We start from the raw sequence: 16,581 nt of genomic DNA, 5'->3' as shown, positions 1-16,581 counted from the left end.
CGTTGTGCACAGCGGGCGCCCGTACTGGTGAAGACGCCGGTGCGGCCGGTCGGGTTGCCCGTACCGGCCGGTGTTCTTGGCGCTCCCTTTACCTTTCGAGGACCGTATCAAGCGCCTTGCTCTGCAGGGCGGCGAGTTCGGTGCAGCCGAGCACGGCGAGGTCGAGGAGGGAGTTGAGTTCCTCGCGGGCGAAGGGCTCGGCCTCGGCGGTGCCCTGGACCTCGACGAAGCGGCCGTCGCCGGTGCAGACGACGTTCATGTCGGTGTCGGCGCGCACGTCCTCCTCGTAACGGAGGTCGAGGAGGGGCACTCCGCCGACGATGCCGACGGAGACCGCGCTCACGGTGCCGGTCAGGGGCCGGCGGCCGGCCTTGATCAGCTTCTTGCCCTGGGCCCAGGCGACGGCGTCGGCCAGCGCCACGTAGGCGCCGGTGATGGCCGCCGTGCGGGTGCCGCCGTCGGCCTGGAGGACGTCGCAGTCGAGGACGATGGTGTTCTCGCCGAGCGCCTTGTAGTCGATGACCGCGCGCAGGGAGCGGCCGATGAGGCGGCTGATCTCGTGCGTGCGGCCGCCGATCTTGCCACGGACGGACTCGCGGTCGCCGCGGGTGTTGGTGGCGCGGGGCAGCATGGAGTACTCGGCGGTCACCCAGCCCTCGCCGCTGCCTTTGCGCCAGCGGGGGACGCCTTCGGTGACGGAGGCGGTGCAGAAGACCTTGGTGTCGCCGAAGGAGACGAGGACGGAGCCCTCGGCGTGCTTGCTCCAGCCGCGTTCGATGGTGACCGGGCGGAGTTGTTCGGGGGTGCGGCCGTCGATTCGAGACATGGGCCGAGCCTATCGGCCTCACGGGTGAACGTTCGGCGCGCTCAGCTCCCCTCGCGGCTTGTCACATCATGTCCTCGATCTCGGCGGCGATCGGGTCGGCGTCGGTGCCGATGACGACCTGGATCGCGGTGCCCATCTTGACGACGCCGTGGGCGCCGGCGGCCTTGAGGGCGGCCTCGTCGACGAGGGCCGCGTCGTGGACCTCGGTGCGCAGGCGCGTGATGCAGCCCTCGATCTCGTCGATGTTGTCGATGCCGCCGAGTCCCGCGACGATCTTCTCCGCCTTGGTCGCCATGTCGTTCTCCTCCTGCGCAGTTGGCCCAACTTCACGAGCGATTGCGCTGTTCGTACCGAAAGATGACGTCACAGCAGCCCAATCGTCCGTGACTGGTCTACACCACCTGACAGGCGGTAGCCAACTCATGAGCCAGCCCTCGAGTGCCGAGACCGAGATCTCTCCCGCGCGCCGGCGGTGGCAGTCGGCGTTCCAGGGGTTGCAGAAGATGGGCCGCTCGTTGCAGCTGCCCATCGCGGTGCTGCCGGCCGCGGGCATCCTCAACCGCCTTGGGCAGCCGGACGTGTTCGGGGACGAGGGGCTGGGCTGGACGGACGTCTCCAAGGTGATGGCGGGCGCGGGCGGGGCGCTGCTGGACGGCCAGTTGGGGTTGCCGCTGCTGTTCTGTGTGGGTGTGGCCATCGGGATGGCGAAGAAGGCGGACGGGTCGACGGCGCTGGCGGCGGTGGCCGGGTTCCTCGTCTACTACACGGTGCTGCGGCAGTTCCCGGAGGACTGTCCGAGCGGGGCGAAGGCAGTGCCGAACATCGGATGCCAGGCGACCGTGGACCAAACGGTGGTGGCGTTCACGTACCAGAATCCGGGGGTGTTCGGCGGCATCGTGATGGGGCTGCTGACGGCCTTCTTCTGGCAGCGGTACCACCGCACCAAGCTGGTGGACTGGCTGGGGTTCTTCAACGGCCGCCGTCTCGTGCCGATCATCATGGCGTTCGTGGCGATCGTGTTCGCGGCGCTGTGTCTGTGGGTGTGGCCGCCGATCGGGGACGGTCTGGAGAACTTCAGCGACTGGCTGAAGGACGCGGGCGCGTGGGGTTCGGGACTGTTCGGTGTCGCGAACAGGGCGCTGCTGGTGATCGGGCTGCACCAGTTCCTGAACGTGCCCATCTGGTTCCAGTTCGGGACGTACACGAAGCCGGACGGCACCGAGGTGCACGGTGACATCAACATGTTCCTGGCGGGGGATCCGAACGCGGGGCAGTTCCTCTCGGGGTTCTTCCCGATCATGATGTTCGCGCTGCCGGCGGCGGCGCTGGCGATCACGCACTGTGCGAAGCCGGCGCGGCGCAAGGAGGTCGGCGGGCTGATGCTGTCGGTCGCGCTGACCTCCTTCGTGACGGGGATCACCGAACCGATCGAGTACTCGTTCCTGTTCGTCGCACCGCTGCTGTACGCGGTGCACGCGGTGCTGACGGGTGTGTCGATGGCGGTGACGTGGGGGCTCGGGGTGCATGACGGCTTCAGCTTCTCGGCCGGGTTGATCGACTACATCATCAACTGGAACCTGGCGACGAGACCGTGGGCGATCATCCCGATCGGTCTGTGTTTCGCGGCCGTCTACTACGCGATCTTCCGTTTCGCGATCACCCGGTTCGACCTCAAGACGCCGGGTCGTGAGCCGGAGGACGAGGTCGAGGACGTCACCAAGGTGTAGTCCTCCGGTTGCAGAACTGACGGGTTCCTTATAACGCCCCCATCGTGTACAACAGGTCTACACCACTGAGTGGTGTAGACCACCCGATGGAGGAAGCGTTATGAGCACCGCCACCGCGCCCACGGCGCCACCCGCGAAGAAGCGGGGATCAGGCCTGTTCCAGGGCCTGCAGAAGGTAGGCCGAAGCCTTCAGCTGCCGATCGCCGTGCTGCCGGCCGCGGGGCTGCTGCTCCGGTTCGGTCAGGCCGACTCCCAGGAGCGGTTCCACATCCCCGCCGACGTGGCGAAGGTGTTCGCCGGTGCCGGCGGTGCCCTGCTGGACAGCTCCTTCGGTCTGCCGCTGCTCTTCTGCATAGGCGTGGCCATCGGCTTCGCGAAGAAGTCCGACGGCTCGACGGCGCTGGCCGCGGTGGTCGGCTTCCTCGCCTACTACGCGGTGATCCACCAGTACCCGATCAAGGACGGGCACGAGGGCGCGACCTACACGTCGACCGGCCTCGGCGGCGGCTTCTGGCAGAAGGGCACCGAGGCCGCGACGACCGCGACCTTCCAGAACCCGGGTGTGCTCGGCGGCATCATCCTCGGTCTGCTGACGGCGGTCCTGTGGCAGCGCTACCACCGCAAGAAGCTCGTCGACTGGCTCGGCTTCTTCAACGGCCGCCGACTCGTCCCGATCATCACGGCCGCCGTCGGCACGATCCTCGGTGTCCTGGTCGTCCTGGGCTGGGAGCCCATCGGCAACGTCATCACCAACTTCGGTGAGTGGATGACCGGCCTCGGCTCCTTCGGCTCCGCCCTCTTCGGTCTCATCAACCGCGCGCTGATCCCGATCGGCATGCACCAGTTCGTCAACTCGGTGGCCTGGTTCCAGATCGGCGACTACACCAACTCCGCCGGCACCGTCTTCCACGGTGACCTGCCCCGCTTCTTCGCCGGTGACCCGACCGCCGGTATGTTCATGACCGGCTTCTTCCCGATCATGATGTTCGGCCTGCCCGCCGCCGCCCTCGCGATCGCCCACTCGGCCCGTCCCGAGCGCCGCAAGGCGGTGCTGGGCATGATGATGTCGATGGCCCTGACCTCGTTCGTCACGGGTGTCACCGAGCCGATCGAGTTCACCTTCATGTTCATCGCGCCGGTGCTCTACGCCATCCACGCGGTCCTCACCGCGATCTCGATGGCCGTCACCTGGGCGCTCGGCATGCACATGGGCTTCAGCTTCTCGGCCGGCTTCATCGACGTCTTCATCAACTGGGGCATCTCCACCAAGCCCTGGCTGCTGATCCCGGTCGGCCTGGCCTTCGGCGCGATCTACTACGTCGTCTTCCGCTTCGCCATCACCAAGTTCAACCTCCCCACCCCGGGCCGCGAGCCCGAGGAAGAGGTCGAGGACCTCACCAAGGCGTAGGTCCGGCCTCACCGCATGACGAAGGCCCCCGGAGTCCTGAACCTCTCCGGGGGCCTTCGTCGTGTCGGGCGTAGGGGCTAGATGGCGTACGACTGTCTCGGCGCCGCCAGGGACACCGGGCCGTCGTACACCGCGCGCGCGTCGGCGAGGTTGACCTGGGGGTCGGTCCACGGGGGGATGTGGGTGAGGACCAGGCGGCGGGCGCCTGCCCGGGTCGCCGTCTCACCCGCCTCGCGGCCGTTGAGGTGCAGGTCGGGGATGTTCTCCTTGCCGTGCGTGAAGGCGGCCTCGCACAGGAACAGGTCGGTGTCGCGGGCGAGTTCGGTGAGCGCGGGGCTGAGACCCGTGTCGCCGGAGTACGTCAGCGACTTGCCACCGTGCTCGACGCGGATGCCGTACGCCTCCACCGGGTGCGCCACTCGCTCCGTGTGGACCGTGAAAGGACCGACCTCGAAGGTGGACGGCTTGACCGTGTGGAAGTCGAAGACCTCGCTCATGGAGGAGGCGGTGGGGGTGTCGGCGTAGGCCGTGGTCAGACGGTGTTCGGTGCCTTCGGGGCCGTAGACCGGGATGGGGTCGCAGCGGCCGCCGTCGTGGCGGTAGTAGCGCGCGACGAAGTACGCGCACATGTCGATGCAGTGGTCGGCGTGCAGATGGCTGAGGAAGATCGCGTCGAGGTCGTAGAGACCGCAGTGGCGCTGCAGCTCGCCAAGGGCACCGTTGCCCATGTCGAGAAGCAGCCGGAAGCCGTCGGCCTCGACGAGGTAGCTCGAGCAGGCCGATTCCGCGGACGGGAACGACCCCGAGCAGCCGACGACGGTGAGCTTCATGAAACAGAAACCTCCGCGGGCGGGACTATTTCTGGGATAGGGACGGGGGTCGTGCGGTTCGTCGAGCGTAAGGCGCAAAACCTCCGGTCGCTCCTCCGCCAAGGGCTGTTGTGGGCGAACTCACCTGTGCTGTCACCGGTTCGGCTGGACCGGGGGCGCATGAGGAGTGTGACCGCGCTAACGGCTTGAACAGAGGGCGCGCGGGGCAGATCGCGCGCCGGTAACGTCGTCCTCATGGACACGTCCTGGTGGCTCGCGCTCGCGGCGGTGGTACTGCTGGCGCTGGTCGCCACGCTCGTGGACGGGTGGGGACGCGGGCACCGGCCCCGGGGGCGCGCGGACCGTACGACTCGGCCGGGCGGGCGTACGACAGGGGTGCGGCCGCGGCCCGCCGAGATCTGGTGGGCGCAGGTGCCGTACGAGGACGGGCCGGGGGCCAAGGACCGGCCGTGCCTGGTGCTGGCCGTGCGGGGGCGGCGGGCCACCGTCGCGAAGATCACCAGCAAGTACCACGACGAGCGGCCCGGGGTGATCCCGCTCCCGCCGGGCTCGGTGGGCGACGCGCAGGGCCGCGCGAGCTTCCTGGAGACGGACGAGCTGCGCGAGGTGCGGGTGGGTGACTTCCGCCGCAAGGCCGGTGTGGTGGACCCGGTCCTGTGGGACCAGGTCCGTCACCTGGCGACCTAGCGGGTCACGCCCAGAGCTGGCCCTGCAAGGTCTCGATCGCTTCCTCCGTCGTCGCCGCCGTGTACACGCCGGTCGACAGGTACTTCCAGCCGCCGTCGGCCACGACGAACACGATGTCCGCGGTCTCGCCCGCGGTGACCGCCTTCTTGCCGACGCCGATCGCCGCGTGCAGCGCCGCGCCCGTGGAGACGCCCGCGAAGATGCCCTCCTGCTGGAGGAGCTCCCGGGTGCGGGTGACGGCGTCCGCCGAGCCGACCGAGAAGCGGGTCGTGAGGACGGAGGCGTCGTAGAGCTCGGGTACGAAGCCCTCGTCGAGGTTCCGGAGCCCGTACACCAGGTCGTCGTAGCGCGGTTCCGCGGCGACGATCCTCACGTCCGGCTTGTGCTCGCGCAGGTAGCGGCCGACGCCCATCAGGGTGCCGGTGGTGCCGAGGCCCGCGACGAAGTGGGTGACCGAGGGGAGGTCGGCGAGGATCTCCGGGCCGGTCGTGGCGTAGTGGGCGCCCGCGTTGTCGGGGTTGCCGTACTGGTAGAGCATCACCCAGTCGGGGTGCTCGGCGGACAGCTCCTTGGCGACCCGTACGGCGGTGTTGGAGCCGCCCGCGGCGGGCGAGGAGATGATCTCGGCGCCCCACATGGCGAGCAGGTCCCGGCGTTCCTGCGAGGTGTTCTCGGGCATCACGCAGACGATCCGGTAGCCCTTGAGCTTGGCCGCCATCGCCAGCGAGATGCCGGTGTTGCCGGAGGTGGGCTCCAGGATGGTGCAGCCCGGGGTCAGCCGGCCGTCCTTCTCCGCCTGCTCGATCATGTGCAGGGCGGGGCGGTCCTTGACCGAGCCGGTGGGGTTGCGGTCCTCCAGCTTGGCCCAGATGCGGACGTCGGCGGACGGCGAGAGCCGCGGCAGGCGCACCAGAGGGGTGTTGCCCACCGCGGCCAGCGGGGAGTCGTAACGCATCGACGATCAGGCCATGCCGCCGGCGACGGCCGGCAGGATGGTGACGTTGTCGCCGTCGGTCAGCTTGGTGTTGATGCCGTCGAGGAAGCGGACGTCCTCGTCGTTGAGGTAGACGTTGACGAAGCGGCGCAGCTCACCGCCGTCCACGATGCGGGCCTGGACGCCCGCGTGCCGGGTCTCGAGGTCGGCGAAGAGCTCGGCGAGGGTGGTCCCGTTGCCCTCCACCGCCTTCTGGCCGTCGGTGTAGGTGCGGAGGATGGTCGGGATGCGGACCTCGATGGCCATGGTTGCGGGCTCCTGTCGGGAAGTGTTCTGGTCGGTGGGCGCACGACGACGCGCGCCGCGGCTCACGGCCGTACGGCGGCAGGGAATGTCAACAGATGGCGCTGTTCAGCCTGCACAGGTCGACGTGCAGCCGCGCCACGAGCAGGATGCTCGGCGCCTTCTCGCTCACGTCGTTCAGAACCATGGGCTCATCGTATCGATTCCCGGTCCGGGTCCCGGAGTGTGATCTCGCATGCTGGATGAATTCTGACCGGACTGCGAGATCAGTAGGCCTCGACGACCGTGACCTCCTCCTCCGTGACCTCGCCCTCCACGATCCGGTACGAGCGGAACTGGAAGTCGCCGAGGCCGTCGGTGTCCGCGGTGGAGACCAGGACGTAGTGGGCGCCGGGCTCGTTGGCGTAGGAGATGTCGGTCCGGGACGGGTAGGCCTCGGTCGCGGTGTGGGAGTGGTAGATGACCACCGGCTCCTCGTCGCGGTCGTCCATCTCGCGGTAGAGCTTGAGGAGGTCGCCGGAGTCGAACTCGTAGAAGGTCGGGGACATCGCCGCGTTGAGCATCGGGATGAAGCGCTCCGGGCGGTCCGACCCGGCCGGGCCCGCGACGACTCCGCACGCCTCGTCGGGGTGGTCCTTGCGCGCGTGCGCGACGATCTGGTCCACGAGGGCCTGGGTGATGGTCAGCATGGTGGTCAGGATAAGCGTGTGGGCTGCCGCGTACCGAGGGACGGTACGCGGCAGCCCACATGCCGGACAGGCCGGGTTTCGCTAGCCGGAGATCTTCTCGAACTCCGGCTCGGGGCGGTCCGCGATCCGCGGGTTGCGGCTCTTGAGGACCACCCAGCCGATGCCGAGCGCGACGGCCCACACGGCGAGCACGTACAGGCTGATCCGGGACTCGGAGTCCTTCATGATCAGGCCGGTCACGAAGAGCAGGAACACGATGGCGATCCAGGAGCCCACCGAGCCGCCCGGCGCCGGGAAGGAGGAGGCGGGCAGCCGTCCCGCCTCGACCGCGCGGCGGTACAGGACGTGGCTGACGAGGATCATGAGCCAGGTCCAGATGCCGGCGCCGACGGCGACCGAGGTGACGTAGCCGAACGCCTTCTCCGGGACGACGTAGTTCAGGACCACGCCGATGCCCATGAAGAGCACCGAGACGGTGATGCCCAGCGCGGGGGTCTTGGTGGCGGACAGCCTGCCGAAGACGGCGGGGGCCTCTCCGCTGTCGGCCAGGTTCCGCAGCATGCGGCCGGTGGAGTACATGCCGGAGTTGCAGGAGGACAGGGCCGCGGTGAGGACGACGAAGTTGACGATGCCGGCGCCGGCAGGGATGCCGATCATCGCGAACGCCTTCACGAACGGGCTGACGCCCTCGCTGAACTCGGTCCACTTCACGACGCAGAGGATGACGGTGAGGGCACCGACGTAGAAGAGCGCGATCCGCCAGGGCAGGGTGTTGATCGCCTTGGGCAGCGTCTTCTCGGGGTTCTCGGACTCGCCCGCGGTGACGCCGACCAGCTCGACGGCGAGGTAGGCGAACATGACGCCCTGGAGGGTCATCAGGGACGAGCCGATGCCGTGCGGAAAGAAGCCGTCGAACTCCCACAGGTTGGAGACGGCGGCGGTGTCACCGGCGTTGCTGAAGCCGAAGGTGAGGACGCCGAGGCCGATCACGATCATGCCGATGAGCGCGGTGACCTTGATCATGGAGGCCCAGAACTCGATCTCGCCGAACAGCTTCACCGAGATCAGGTTCGCCGTGAACAGGACGACCAGGAAGACCAGGGCCGTGACCCACTGCGGGATGCCCGGGAACCAGTAGTGGATGTAGATCGCGGCGGCCGTCAGCTCGGCCATGCCGGTGACGACCCACATCAGCCAGTAGGTCCAGCCGGTGAAGTAGCCGAAGAACGGGCCGAGGAACTCGCGGGAGTACTCGGCGAAGGAGCCGGAGACCGGGCGGTAGAGCAGCAGCTCGCCGAGGGCCCGCATGATGAAGAAGATGATCACGCCGGCGAGGGCGTACATCAGGATGAGACTGGGGCCGGCCTTGGCGATGTTCGCCCCGGCGTTGAGGAAGAGCCCGACGCCGATGGCGCCGCCGATCGCGATCATCTGGACCTGGCGGCTGCCGAGTCCGCGCTCGTACCCCTCTTCGGGTGCCTTCTCGGAGGTCATACGTGTGGTGCGCCTTTCTCCATGCCGAACCGGGCCTCTGGTCGGCCACGGATCGGGTTTCGATCCCCCCGGATTGATGGAGTGGTGCCAGGCCGGCGGTTACCGGCGCTGTGGCGCACCCGGGCGAACATAAGGGTGGTGTTCGGCCGGGCGGTCGTGAAGATTTATCACGGCCGCAACAGAGATCACCCGGGCGCGATGTGGCGCAGGACACAGGGAGAAGCGGACAAAGGGCGCGGGGGTGGAACGAAAGCCGTCAGCGTGGTGACGTGATCGTTATCCGGATTTGAGTGTCCTCTGAGCGAACACAGAACCGTCACATCTCACGGCATAAGGGTGGTCACGAGGGTCTCCTGGAGGCCGCCCAGCCAGAGGTACGCCATCACCATGGGCTTGCGCGGGTCCTCGTCCGGGAGCCGGTAGAGGAGGTCGGTGTCCTCCTCGTCGGTGATGTCGAGGCGGGAGCCGATCGCGAGGCGCAGGTCGTTGAGGGTGCCGAGCCACTGCCGGGACTCCTCGACCGACAGCTTGAGGACCGCCCCGCCCTCGCCGGCGGAGTGCAGCGCGTCCAGGGTGCGGATCACCACGAGCGCGCTGTCGCGCTTGCCCGCGCGCAGGTCGTTCTCGGTGTAGCGGCGGAACTCCGCGGAGTACGCCCGCTGCTCCTCGGCCTCCGCGGCCTGCGGGGTGCCCTCGGGGTCGCTGTAGGCGTCCGGGAACAGCCGCTTGAGCACCGGGTCGGAGGGCGGCTCGCTCGGCCCCTCGGCGAAGAGCTCGGCGAGCGGGTCGTCGGGGGCGTCCTCGGCGGGTCCGGGCCCGATGAGTTCGAGGAGCTGGACGGCCAGCGACCGGATGATGGAGATCTCGACGTCGTCGAGCGCGACGGCCGCGCCGCCACCGGGGATCGGTTCGAAGGTTCCTGGCATCAGGGGGTGTCCTCTGGATCAGGTCGGCCGTGAGAAACGGTACTTCGTGACAGACCCGAGCGGGGTCTGGTGCGTGCAGCTGCAAGGCGGAGGAAGGAGTCGACGCGGAGCGATGGGGGCCCCTCCCGCTCGAGCGAAATCGAGAGGGGGGAGACTGACGACAACGCGGCTGGGGGTCCCCCCGCGCCCTTGAGGCTGTGGGGGAGCGCGTGCCAGGGCCCGCGACGCCGAGCTGATCCAGAGGGCATCCCCTGAGGAGATCCGCTACTTCCGGTCCTGCTGGAGGGTGGCCCACAAGCCGTAGCCGTGCATCGCCTGCACGTCGCGTTCCATCTCCTCGCGGGTTCCGCTGGAGACGACCGCCCGGCCCTTGTGGTGGACGTCGAGCATCAGCTTGGTGGCCTTGTCCTTCGTGTAGCCGAAGTACGTCTGGAAGACGTAGGTCACGTAGCTCATGAGGTTGACCGGGTCGTTGTGCACGATCGTGACCCAGGGGACGTCCGGCTCGGGGACGGCGAAGACCTCCTCCGCCGACTCGGTGCGTTCGATCTCTACGGGAGCGGGTGACGTCACACGGCCCATGCTGCCACGGGCACCATAAATCGTCACACTGACGCGAAGTGGGGTAGCATCCGTTGTTATGAACACAGCGGACCTTGGGCTGCCGGTGGACGTTCCCTCGACGGCGCTCTTCACGGACCAGTACGAGCTCACGATGCTGCAGGCCGCCCTGAAGGCGGGTACCGCCGAACGGCGGAGCGTGTTCGAGGTCTTCACCCGACGGCTGCCGGACGGGCGGCGCTACGGCGTCGTCGCGGGCACCGGCCGGGTGCTCGACGCGGTGGAGAACTTCCGCTTCGACGCGGACGTCCTCGGCTTCCTGCGGGAGCGGGACATCGTCGACGAGGAGACCCTGGACTGGCTCGGCTCCTACCGCTTCAGCGGGGACATCTGGGGCTACCCGGAGGGCGAGGTGTACTTCCCGGGCTCGCCGATCATGCGGGTGGAGGGCTCCTTCGCCGAGTGCGTGCTCCTGGAGACCGTCATCCTGTCGATCCTCAACCACGACTCCGCGATAGCCGCGGCCGCCTCCCGGATGTCCTCCGCCGCGGGCGACCGCCCGCTGATCGAGATGGGCGCGCGCCGCACCCACGAGCTGTCCGCCGTCGCCGCCGCCCGCGCCGCCTACGTCGGCGGCTTCGCCACCACCTCCGACCTCGCCGCCGGCTTCCGTTACGGCATCCCCACGGTCGGCACCTCCGCCCACGCCTTCACCCTCCTGCACGACCAGGAGCGGGACGCCTTCCGGGCCCAGGTGGACTCGCTGGGCCGGAACACCACCCTGCTCGTCGACACCTACGACGTCACCGAGGCCGTCCGTACGGCCGTCGAGGTGGCCGGGCCCGAGCTGGGGGCCGTGCGCATCGACTCCGGCGACCTGCTGCTGGTCGCCCACCGGGTACGGCAGCAACTGGACGAGCTGGGTGCGAAGGGGACCCGGATCATCGTCACCTCGGACCTCGACGAGTACGCCATCGCCTCCCTGGCCGCGGCCCCGGTGGACGCGTACGGCGTCGGCACCCAGCTGGTGACCGGGTCCGGGCACCCGACCGCCTCCATGGTCTACAAGCTGGTCGCGCGGGCCGAGTCCGACGACCCGAAGGCCCCGCTGATCCCGGTCGCGAAGAAGTCGTCGGGCGGCAAGACCTCGGTCGGCGGCCGCAAGTGGGCGGCACGGCGGCTGGACACGGAGGGCATCGCGGAGGCCGAGGTGGTGGGCACCGGACCGGTGCCGCCGGCGCTCGCGGACCGGCAGCTGCTGGTGGAGCTGGTCAAGGGCGGCGAGGTCGTGGCACGGGAGCCGCTGGACGTCGTACGCGACCGGCATGCGGCCGCCCGGGCCAACCTGCCGTTGTCGGCGACCCAGTTGTCGCGCGGGGAACCCGTCATTCCGACGGAGTATGTCAACGGGCGCACGGGTAGCTAGAGTCTGTCCGGCCGATCGGGCCGGCTCCCCCACGAGGTCGTCCGGGCACGGCGGATCCGGCAACCGACGACAACGCGGCAGCTCGGTGCGCCGGCCCGCCCGACGCCGGCGTGATCCGCCGGACGGGCCCCGCGGCTGCCGTCCCGAACGCGCCCCGCGATGCCCCCTCCCGCCGCGTGCCCGAAGTCTCTAGGCTCGTAAGTTCACTTCAACAGTCGAAGGACACCCACCATGCGCCGCGCCTTGATCGTCGTCGACGTGCAGAACGACTTCTGCGAGGGGGGCAGTCTCGCGGTGGCCGGCGGCGCCGACGTGGCCGCCGCCGTCACCGAGCTGATCGGGCAGGCGGCGGGCTCCGGCTACCAGCACGTGGTGGCCACCCGGGACCACCACATCGCGCCCGGCGGCCACTTCGCCGACAACCCCGACTTCGTGCACTCCTGGCCCGCGCACTGTGTCGCCGGCACGGAGGGAGTCGGGTTCCACCCCAACTTCGCGCCGGCCGTGGCCTCGGGGGCGATCGACGCCGTGTTCGACAAGGGGGCGTACGCGGCGGCGTACAGCGGGTTCGAGGGCGCCGACGAGAACGGCGTGACGCTGGCCGACTGGCTCCGGGCGCGCGAGGTCTCGGAGGTGGACGTGGTCGGGATCGCCACGGACCACTGCGTACGGGCCACGGCGCTGGACGCGGCCCGCGAGGGGTTCCGCACCCAGGTCCTCCTCGACCTGACCGCCGGTGTCGCCGAGAACACCACCGAGCGGGCGATCGAGGAGATGCGCGAGGCGGGCGTGGAACTCACCGGCAAGCCGGTGGTGTGACGCCGGTCCCGACTCCGGCCCGCGGTGGGCCGGCCCCGGCGTCCTAGCCGTCGGTGTCCCGCTCGGGTGTCTCCGGTTTGGTGTGGAGGACCTCGCGGGCCTGGTCGGCGGCGCGGACGATGCTCTCGGAGACGAAGTCGAGGAAGCGGGCCATGTTCTCCAGGCGGGTGGCGGCCGGGGTGCCCGAGCCGAGGACCCCGACGCCCTGCCGGGCCGTCTCCGCGACGTGGGCGGTCGAGCGGGCGCTGGCCATCATCGCCTCGTACATGATGTCGTCGTCGACGACATAGCGCTCCCGCCGGCGTTCGTCGCGCTCCCGGCGGACCATCGCCTGGCTCTCCAGGAACGCGACCGCCTTGGACACGGACGCCGGACTGACCTGGAGGCGCTGCACCAGGTCGGCCGCGGTGAGGCTGCCCTCGTCGCTGAGGGTGAGCGAGGCCATCACCCGGGCCATCATCTTGGGCGTGCCGGACTGCATGAAGACGGTGGTCAGCGTCTCCTCGTACGCGCGCACCGCCTCCGCGTCCCGCCCGTGGGCCTGAGCGGGCACCTCCGCTCCCCGGGGCGCGGCCTGCCTGCGCCGGTGGGCGCGGTGTTCGGTGGCGCGGTGGGCGAGGTCGGCGCGGTAGGCGGTGGGGCCGCCGTTGCGCATGACCTCGCGCGTCACGGTCGAGGTCGGCCGGTCCAGGCGTCGGGCGATCTCCGCGTAGGCGAGGCCGTCGGCCAGTCCCAGCGCGATCTGCTGACGTTCCTGCTGGGTGAGTCGGCCTCCCGGCATCGCGGTTCTCCTTCGTGGTCCGTGGTGCCGCCAGCATAGCGTTCACCCGCACTCCATTGCAACGAGCATGCGCCTTGCGTTGCGTTATCTTCAGGGTCGTTGCAATGAAATTCACGCCTTGAGCTGCATCTATGGCCATTACTTGCAACTTAGTCGTTGCCCAAATCATGAACGCAACGTAGCTTTTCCATCATCGGAAACAGCAACGAGCACAGGAGCCCGTGATGCAGAAGTTCGCCACCACCGCCCCCGTCAGCACCGTCCTCGACATCCCCGCCGGCCGTATCCAGGTCATCGCCGCCGACCGCGCCGACACCACGGTCGAGGTGCTCCCCGCCGACGCCGGCAGGAGCCGCGACGTGAAGGCGGCGGAACAGATCCAGGTCTCCTACGAGGAGGGCGTGCTGCGGATCGCGGCCCCGGCCGCGAAGAACCAGTACTTCGGCCCCTCCGGCTCCGTCGAGGTGACGGTCCGGCTGCCGACCGGCTCCCGCGTCGAGGCCAGGGCGGCCGCCGCCGGGTTCCGGGCCGTCGGACGCCTCGGTGACGTCACCGTCCAGGGCGCGTGCGGCCCGGTCAAGATCGACGAGGCCGCGAGCGTCCGCCTCACCGCGGCCGACGGCGACATCTCGGTCGGGCGGCTGGGCGGCCCCGCGGAGATCAGCACCCAGCGGGGCGACATCCGGATCGCCGAGGCGGTCCGCGGCACGGCCGTACTGACCACCCAGATGGGTGACATCTCGGTCGACGCGGCCCCGGGGACCTCCGCCTCCCTGGACGCCGGCACCGGCCACGGCCGGATCGACAACACGCTCAGGAACGCCGCCGGCGCCGCCGCCGACCTGCACATCCGCGCGACCACCAGCCACGGCGACATCACCGCCCGCGGCCTCTGACACCCCCTCGCCGTCACCGAAAAGGAGCTCTCCTCATGACCGACCTCGCCATCGCGGCGAACGGGCTGCGCAAGTCCTACGGCGACAAGACCGTCCTCGACGGCGTCGACCTGGCCGTTCCCGAGGGCACGGTCTTCTCCCTGCTCGGCCCGAACGGCGCCGGCAAGACCACCGCCGTCAAGATCCTCTCCACGCTGATCTCCGCCGACCCGGGTACCGGGGCGGTCCACATCGGCGGCCACGACCTGGCCAGGGACCCGCAGGCCGTGCGGGCCGCGATCGGGGTCACCGGGCAGTTCTCCGCCGTGGACGGTCTGATCACCGGCGAGGAGAACATGCTCCTGATGGCCGACCTGCACCACCTCCCCAGGAGCGAAGGGCGGCGGGTGGCCGCCGAGCTGCTGGAGCGGTTCGACCTCACGGACGCGGCGAGGAAACCCGCCTCCACCTACTCGGGAGGCATGAAGCGCCGCCTCGACATCGCCATGACCCTGGTCGGCGAGCCGCGGATCATCTTCCTCGACGAGCCGACCACCGGACTCGACCCGCGGTCCCGGCACTCCATGTGGCAGATCATCCGCGAGCTGGTCTCCGGCGGTACGACCGTCTTCCTCACCACCCAGTACCTGGAGGAGGCCGACCAGCTCGCCGACCGGATCGCGGTCCTGCACGACGGCGGGATCGCCGCGGAGGGCACCGCGGAGGAACTCAAGCGGCTCGTGCCCGGCGGCCACGTACGGCTGCGCTTCACCGACCCGCAGGCCTACCGGACAGCCGTCTCCGCCCTGGACGAGGCGGCCCCGGACGACGAGAGCCTCACGCTCCAGATCCCGCACGGCGGCAGCCAGCGCGAGCTGCGCACCCTTCTCGACCGGCTCGACACGGCCGGGGTCGAGGCGGACGAGCTGACCGTGCACACCCCGGACCTCGACGACGTGTTCTTCGCCCTCACCGGCGGAACCGACCAGGCACAGCTCCCGCACCAGCCGAACCCGCCGCACCAGCCCAAGGAGATCGTCCGATGAGCACCCTCTCCCTCGCCGTCCGCGACTCCTCGACCATGCTGCGCCGCAACCTCCTGCACGCCCGGCGCTACCCGTCCCTCACCCTGAACCTGCTGCTCACGCCGATCATGCTGTTGCTGCTCTTCGTGTACGTCTTCGGCGACACGATGAGCGCGGGCATCGGCGGCGGGGGCGCGGACCGCTCGGAGTACGTGGCGTACCTGGTCCCGGGCCTGCTGCTGATGACCATCGGCTCCACCACCATCGGCACCGCGGTCTCCGTGTCCAACGACATGACCGAGGGCATCATCGCCCGCTTCCGGACGATGGCGATCCACCGCGGTTCGGTGCTCGTCGGACACGTGGTCGGCAGTGTGCTCCAGTCGGTGATCAGCGTGGTCCTGGTCGGGGCCGTCGGGGTCGCCATCGGCTTCCGCTCGACCGACGCCACCGCCCTGGAGTGGCTCGCGGCCTTCGGGCTGCTCGTGCTCTTCGCCACCGCGCTCACCTGGATCGCGGTCGGCATGGGCCTGGTCAGCCCCAACGCGGAGGCGGCGAGCAACAACGCCATGCCGCTGATCTTCCTGCCACTGATCTCCAGCACGTTCGTCCCGGTCGACGCGATGCCCGGCTGGTTCCAGCCGATCGCGGAGTACCAGCCCTTCACGCCGGCCATCGAGACCCTGCGCGGGCTGCTCCTCGGGAGTGAGATCGGCCACAACGGGTGGCTCGCGCTCGCCTGGTGCCTCGGCCTCGCGGTGCTCGGCTACCGCTGGTCCACCGCGAAGTTCGACCAGGACCCGAAGTAACTCCGGGAGATCCCCGAGGGCCGGCGCCCTCGGGGATCTCGTCACGCCGGTGCCGCCGACCGCCTGAGCATCCTGATCGGGTGCCACAGCTCCTGGGCGAGCTCGGGGCCGCCCGAGACAGCGTTGTCAGGGGCGGTACGCCATATGAGGCCGTCCGGGTGGTGCAGTACGGCCGTGATCTCGTCGGGGCTCGGGGGCGCCGCGTTGCCCCGCAGGTAGACCGCCCGCAGGCCCAGGTTGCGCAGCCTGGTCAGGGCGCGCGCCCGGTTCTGGGCGTGGACGAGCACCCGCATGCTGCCGCAGCCGGCGGCGGGCGGGCGGGGCAGGTTCAGCGCCACCACCACCGTGCCGTTCGGCAGCTTGCAGAAACCTCCTGCGGCCATGCAGTCACACCCCCGTGTGCGTCGGTGTCAATAAGGAAGCCACAGCACGCACCTAAACACGATCGGCGGCAACCCGCC

General features: G+C 69.6%; 20 protein-coding genes. 8 read left to right on the top strand and 12 right to left on the bottom strand.

From position 1 onward, the window contains the following. Positions 1-88 precede the first annotated feature (88 nt). Together rph and OHN19_RS26790 are read right to left on the bottom strand one after the other, a co-directional pair. The gene (rph, locus tag OHN19_RS26795; protein ID WP_330266634.1) at positions 89-826 is read right to left on the bottom strand and encodes a ribonuclease PH; all 738 of its coding nucleotides are present in this window, start codon (positions 824-826) and stop codon (positions 89-91) included. Between the two features lie 61 nt (positions 827-887). Then, positions 888-1,250 carry a PTS glucose/sucrose transporter subunit IIB gene (locus tag OHN19_RS26790; protein WP_330266633.1) on the bottom strand — a complete coding sequence of 121 codons (363 nt, stop codon included), beginning with the start codon at positions 1,248-1,250 and terminating at the stop codon, positions 888-890. Here OHN19_RS26790 and OHN19_RS26785 point away from each other — a divergent pair. Both OHN19_RS26785 and OHN19_RS26780 read left to right on the top strand, forming a co-directional pair. Next, positions 1,249-2,553: a PTS transporter subunit EIIC gene (locus tag OHN19_RS26785; RefSeq protein WP_330266632.1), complete on the top strand. Its 1,305-nt coding sequence runs from the start codon at positions 1,249-1,251 to the stop codon at positions 2,551-2,553. The genes OHN19_RS26790 and OHN19_RS26785 overlap by 2 nt on opposite strands. 100 nt (positions 2,554-2,653) lie before the next feature. Further along, complete coding sequence (locus tag OHN19_RS26780) at positions 2,654-3,961, top strand: PTS transporter subunit EIIC (RefSeq protein ID WP_330266631.1); 1,308 nt, start codon at positions 2,654-2,656, stop codon at positions 3,959-3,961. A 77-nt stretch (positions 3,962-4,038) separates the two neighbouring features. Here OHN19_RS26780 and OHN19_RS26775 read toward each other — a convergent pair whose 3' ends face one another. Then, positions 4,039-4,791: an MBL fold metallo-hydrolase gene (locus tag OHN19_RS26775; protein ID WP_330266630.1), complete on the bottom strand. Its 753-nt coding sequence runs from the start codon at positions 4,789-4,791 to the stop codon at positions 4,039-4,041. A 234-nt stretch (positions 4,792-5,025) separates the two neighbouring features. On the opposite strand from OHN19_RS26775, the gene OHN19_RS26770 reads away from it, so the two are divergent. Further along, positions 5,026-5,478 carry a type II toxin-antitoxin system PemK/MazF family toxin gene (locus tag OHN19_RS26770; protein WP_330266629.1) on the top strand — a complete coding sequence of 151 codons (453 nt, stop codon included), beginning with the start codon at positions 5,026-5,028 and terminating at the stop codon, positions 5,476-5,478. A gap of 4 nt (positions 5,479-5,482) precedes the next feature. Here OHN19_RS26770 and OHN19_RS26765 read toward each other — a convergent pair whose 3' ends face one another. From OHN19_RS26765 to clpS, 7 genes are all read right to left on the bottom strand, one after another. Next, positions 5,483-6,433, bottom strand: coding sequence for a PLP-dependent cysteine synthase family protein (locus OHN19_RS26765; protein ID WP_123761019.1), 951 nt, complete (start codon positions 6,431-6,433; stop codon positions 5,483-5,485). Between the two features lie 6 nt (positions 6,434-6,439). After that, positions 6,440-6,718 carry a MoaD/ThiS family protein gene (locus OHN19_RS26760; protein WP_062031359.1) on the bottom strand — a complete coding sequence of 93 codons (279 nt, stop codon included), beginning with the start codon at positions 6,716-6,718 and terminating at the stop codon, positions 6,440-6,442. Between the two features lie 88 nt (positions 6,719-6,806). Continuing rightward, positions 6,807-6,902, bottom strand: a complete 96-nt coding sequence (locus tag OHN19_RS26755) for a putative leader peptide (RefSeq protein WP_020138976.1) — start codon at positions 6,900-6,902, stop codon at positions 6,807-6,809. Between the two features lie 79 nt (positions 6,903-6,981). After that, a complete protein-coding gene (locus OHN19_RS26750) occupies positions 6,982-7,404 on the bottom strand; it encodes a Mov34/MPN/PAD-1 family protein (protein ID WP_037710631.1) in 423 nt (140 codons plus the stop codon). Between the two features lie 81 nt (positions 7,405-7,485). After that, positions 7,486-8,898, bottom strand: a complete 1,413-nt coding sequence (locus OHN19_RS26745) for an amino acid permease (protein WP_330266628.1) — start codon at positions 8,896-8,898, stop codon at positions 7,486-7,488. Positions 8,899-9,221: 323 nt separating this feature from the next. Further along, on the bottom strand, positions 9,222-9,824 hold the full coding sequence (locus tag OHN19_RS26740; RefSeq protein WP_330266627.1) for a DUF2017 domain-containing protein: 603 nt from the start codon (positions 9,822-9,824) through the stop codon (positions 9,222-9,224). Positions 9,825-10,088: 264 nt separating this feature from the next. Further along, complete coding sequence (gene clpS, locus OHN19_RS26735) at positions 10,089-10,406, bottom strand: ATP-dependent Clp protease adapter ClpS (protein ID WP_109498523.1); 318 nt, start codon at positions 10,404-10,406, stop codon at positions 10,089-10,091. 58 nt (positions 10,407-10,464) lie between these two features. Here clpS and OHN19_RS26730 point away from each other — a divergent pair, with 58 nt between their 5' ends. Together OHN19_RS26730 and OHN19_RS26725 are read left to right on the top strand one after the other, a co-directional pair. Next, entirely contained in the window at positions 10,465-11,811 is a 1,347-nt protein-coding gene (locus tag OHN19_RS26730; RefSeq protein ID WP_330266626.1) for a nicotinate phosphoribosyltransferase, read from the top strand. Positions 11,812-12,042: 231 nt separating this feature from the next. Further along, the gene (locus tag OHN19_RS26725; protein WP_330266625.1) at positions 12,043-12,630 is read left to right on the top strand and encodes an isochorismatase family protein; all 588 of its coding nucleotides are present in this window, start codon (positions 12,043-12,045) and stop codon (positions 12,628-12,630) included. 43 nt (positions 12,631-12,673) lie between these two features. On the opposite strand, the gene OHN19_RS26720 is transcribed toward OHN19_RS26725, so the two are convergent. Further along, complete coding sequence (locus OHN19_RS26720) at positions 12,674-13,411, bottom strand: helix-turn-helix domain-containing protein (RefSeq protein WP_330266624.1); 738 nt, start codon at positions 13,409-13,411, stop codon at positions 12,674-12,676. A 224-nt stretch (positions 13,412-13,635) separates the two neighbouring features. Here OHN19_RS26720 and OHN19_RS26715 point away from each other — a divergent pair, with 224 nt between their 5' ends. Genes OHN19_RS26715 through OHN19_RS26705 form a run of 3 tightly spaced genes read left to right on the top strand, consistent with a single transcriptional unit; the run spans position 13,636 to position 16,120 of the window. After that, positions 13,636-14,307 (top strand): DUF4097 family beta strand repeat-containing protein, encoded by a 672-nt coding sequence (locus OHN19_RS26715; RefSeq protein ID WP_330266623.1) that lies wholly within the window; start codon positions 13,636-13,638, stop codon positions 14,305-14,307. 35 nt (positions 14,308-14,342) lie between these two features. Beyond that, positions 14,343-15,332, top strand: coding sequence for an ATP-binding cassette domain-containing protein (locus OHN19_RS26710; RefSeq protein ID WP_330266622.1), 990 nt, complete (start codon positions 14,343-14,345; stop codon positions 15,330-15,332). Beyond that, the gene (locus OHN19_RS26705; RefSeq protein ID WP_330266621.1) at positions 15,329-16,120 is read left to right on the top strand and encodes an ABC transporter permease; all 792 of its coding nucleotides are present in this window, start codon (positions 15,329-15,331) and stop codon (positions 16,118-16,120) included. The genes OHN19_RS26710 and OHN19_RS26705 overlap by 4 nt, the downstream gene beginning before the upstream one ends. A 41-nt stretch (positions 16,121-16,161) precedes the next feature. On the opposite strand, the gene OHN19_RS26700 is transcribed toward OHN19_RS26705, so the two are convergent. Continuing rightward, positions 16,162-16,503 carry a hypothetical protein gene (locus OHN19_RS26700; RefSeq protein ID WP_123761028.1) on the bottom strand — a complete coding sequence of 114 codons (342 nt, stop codon included), beginning with the start codon at positions 16,501-16,503 and terminating at the stop codon, positions 16,162-16,164. Between the last annotated feature and the right edge of the window lie 78 nt (positions 16,504-16,581).

Origin of the sequence: Streptomyces griseorubiginosus (assembly GCF_036345115.1) — a bacterium.
GTDB lineage: Bacteria > Actinomycetota > Actinomycetes > Streptomycetales > Streptomycetaceae > Streptomyces > Streptomyces griseorubiginosus_C.
Note: the sequence above shows the minus strand (reverse complement) of the source record. Positions and strands in the feature narration are given on the sequence as shown.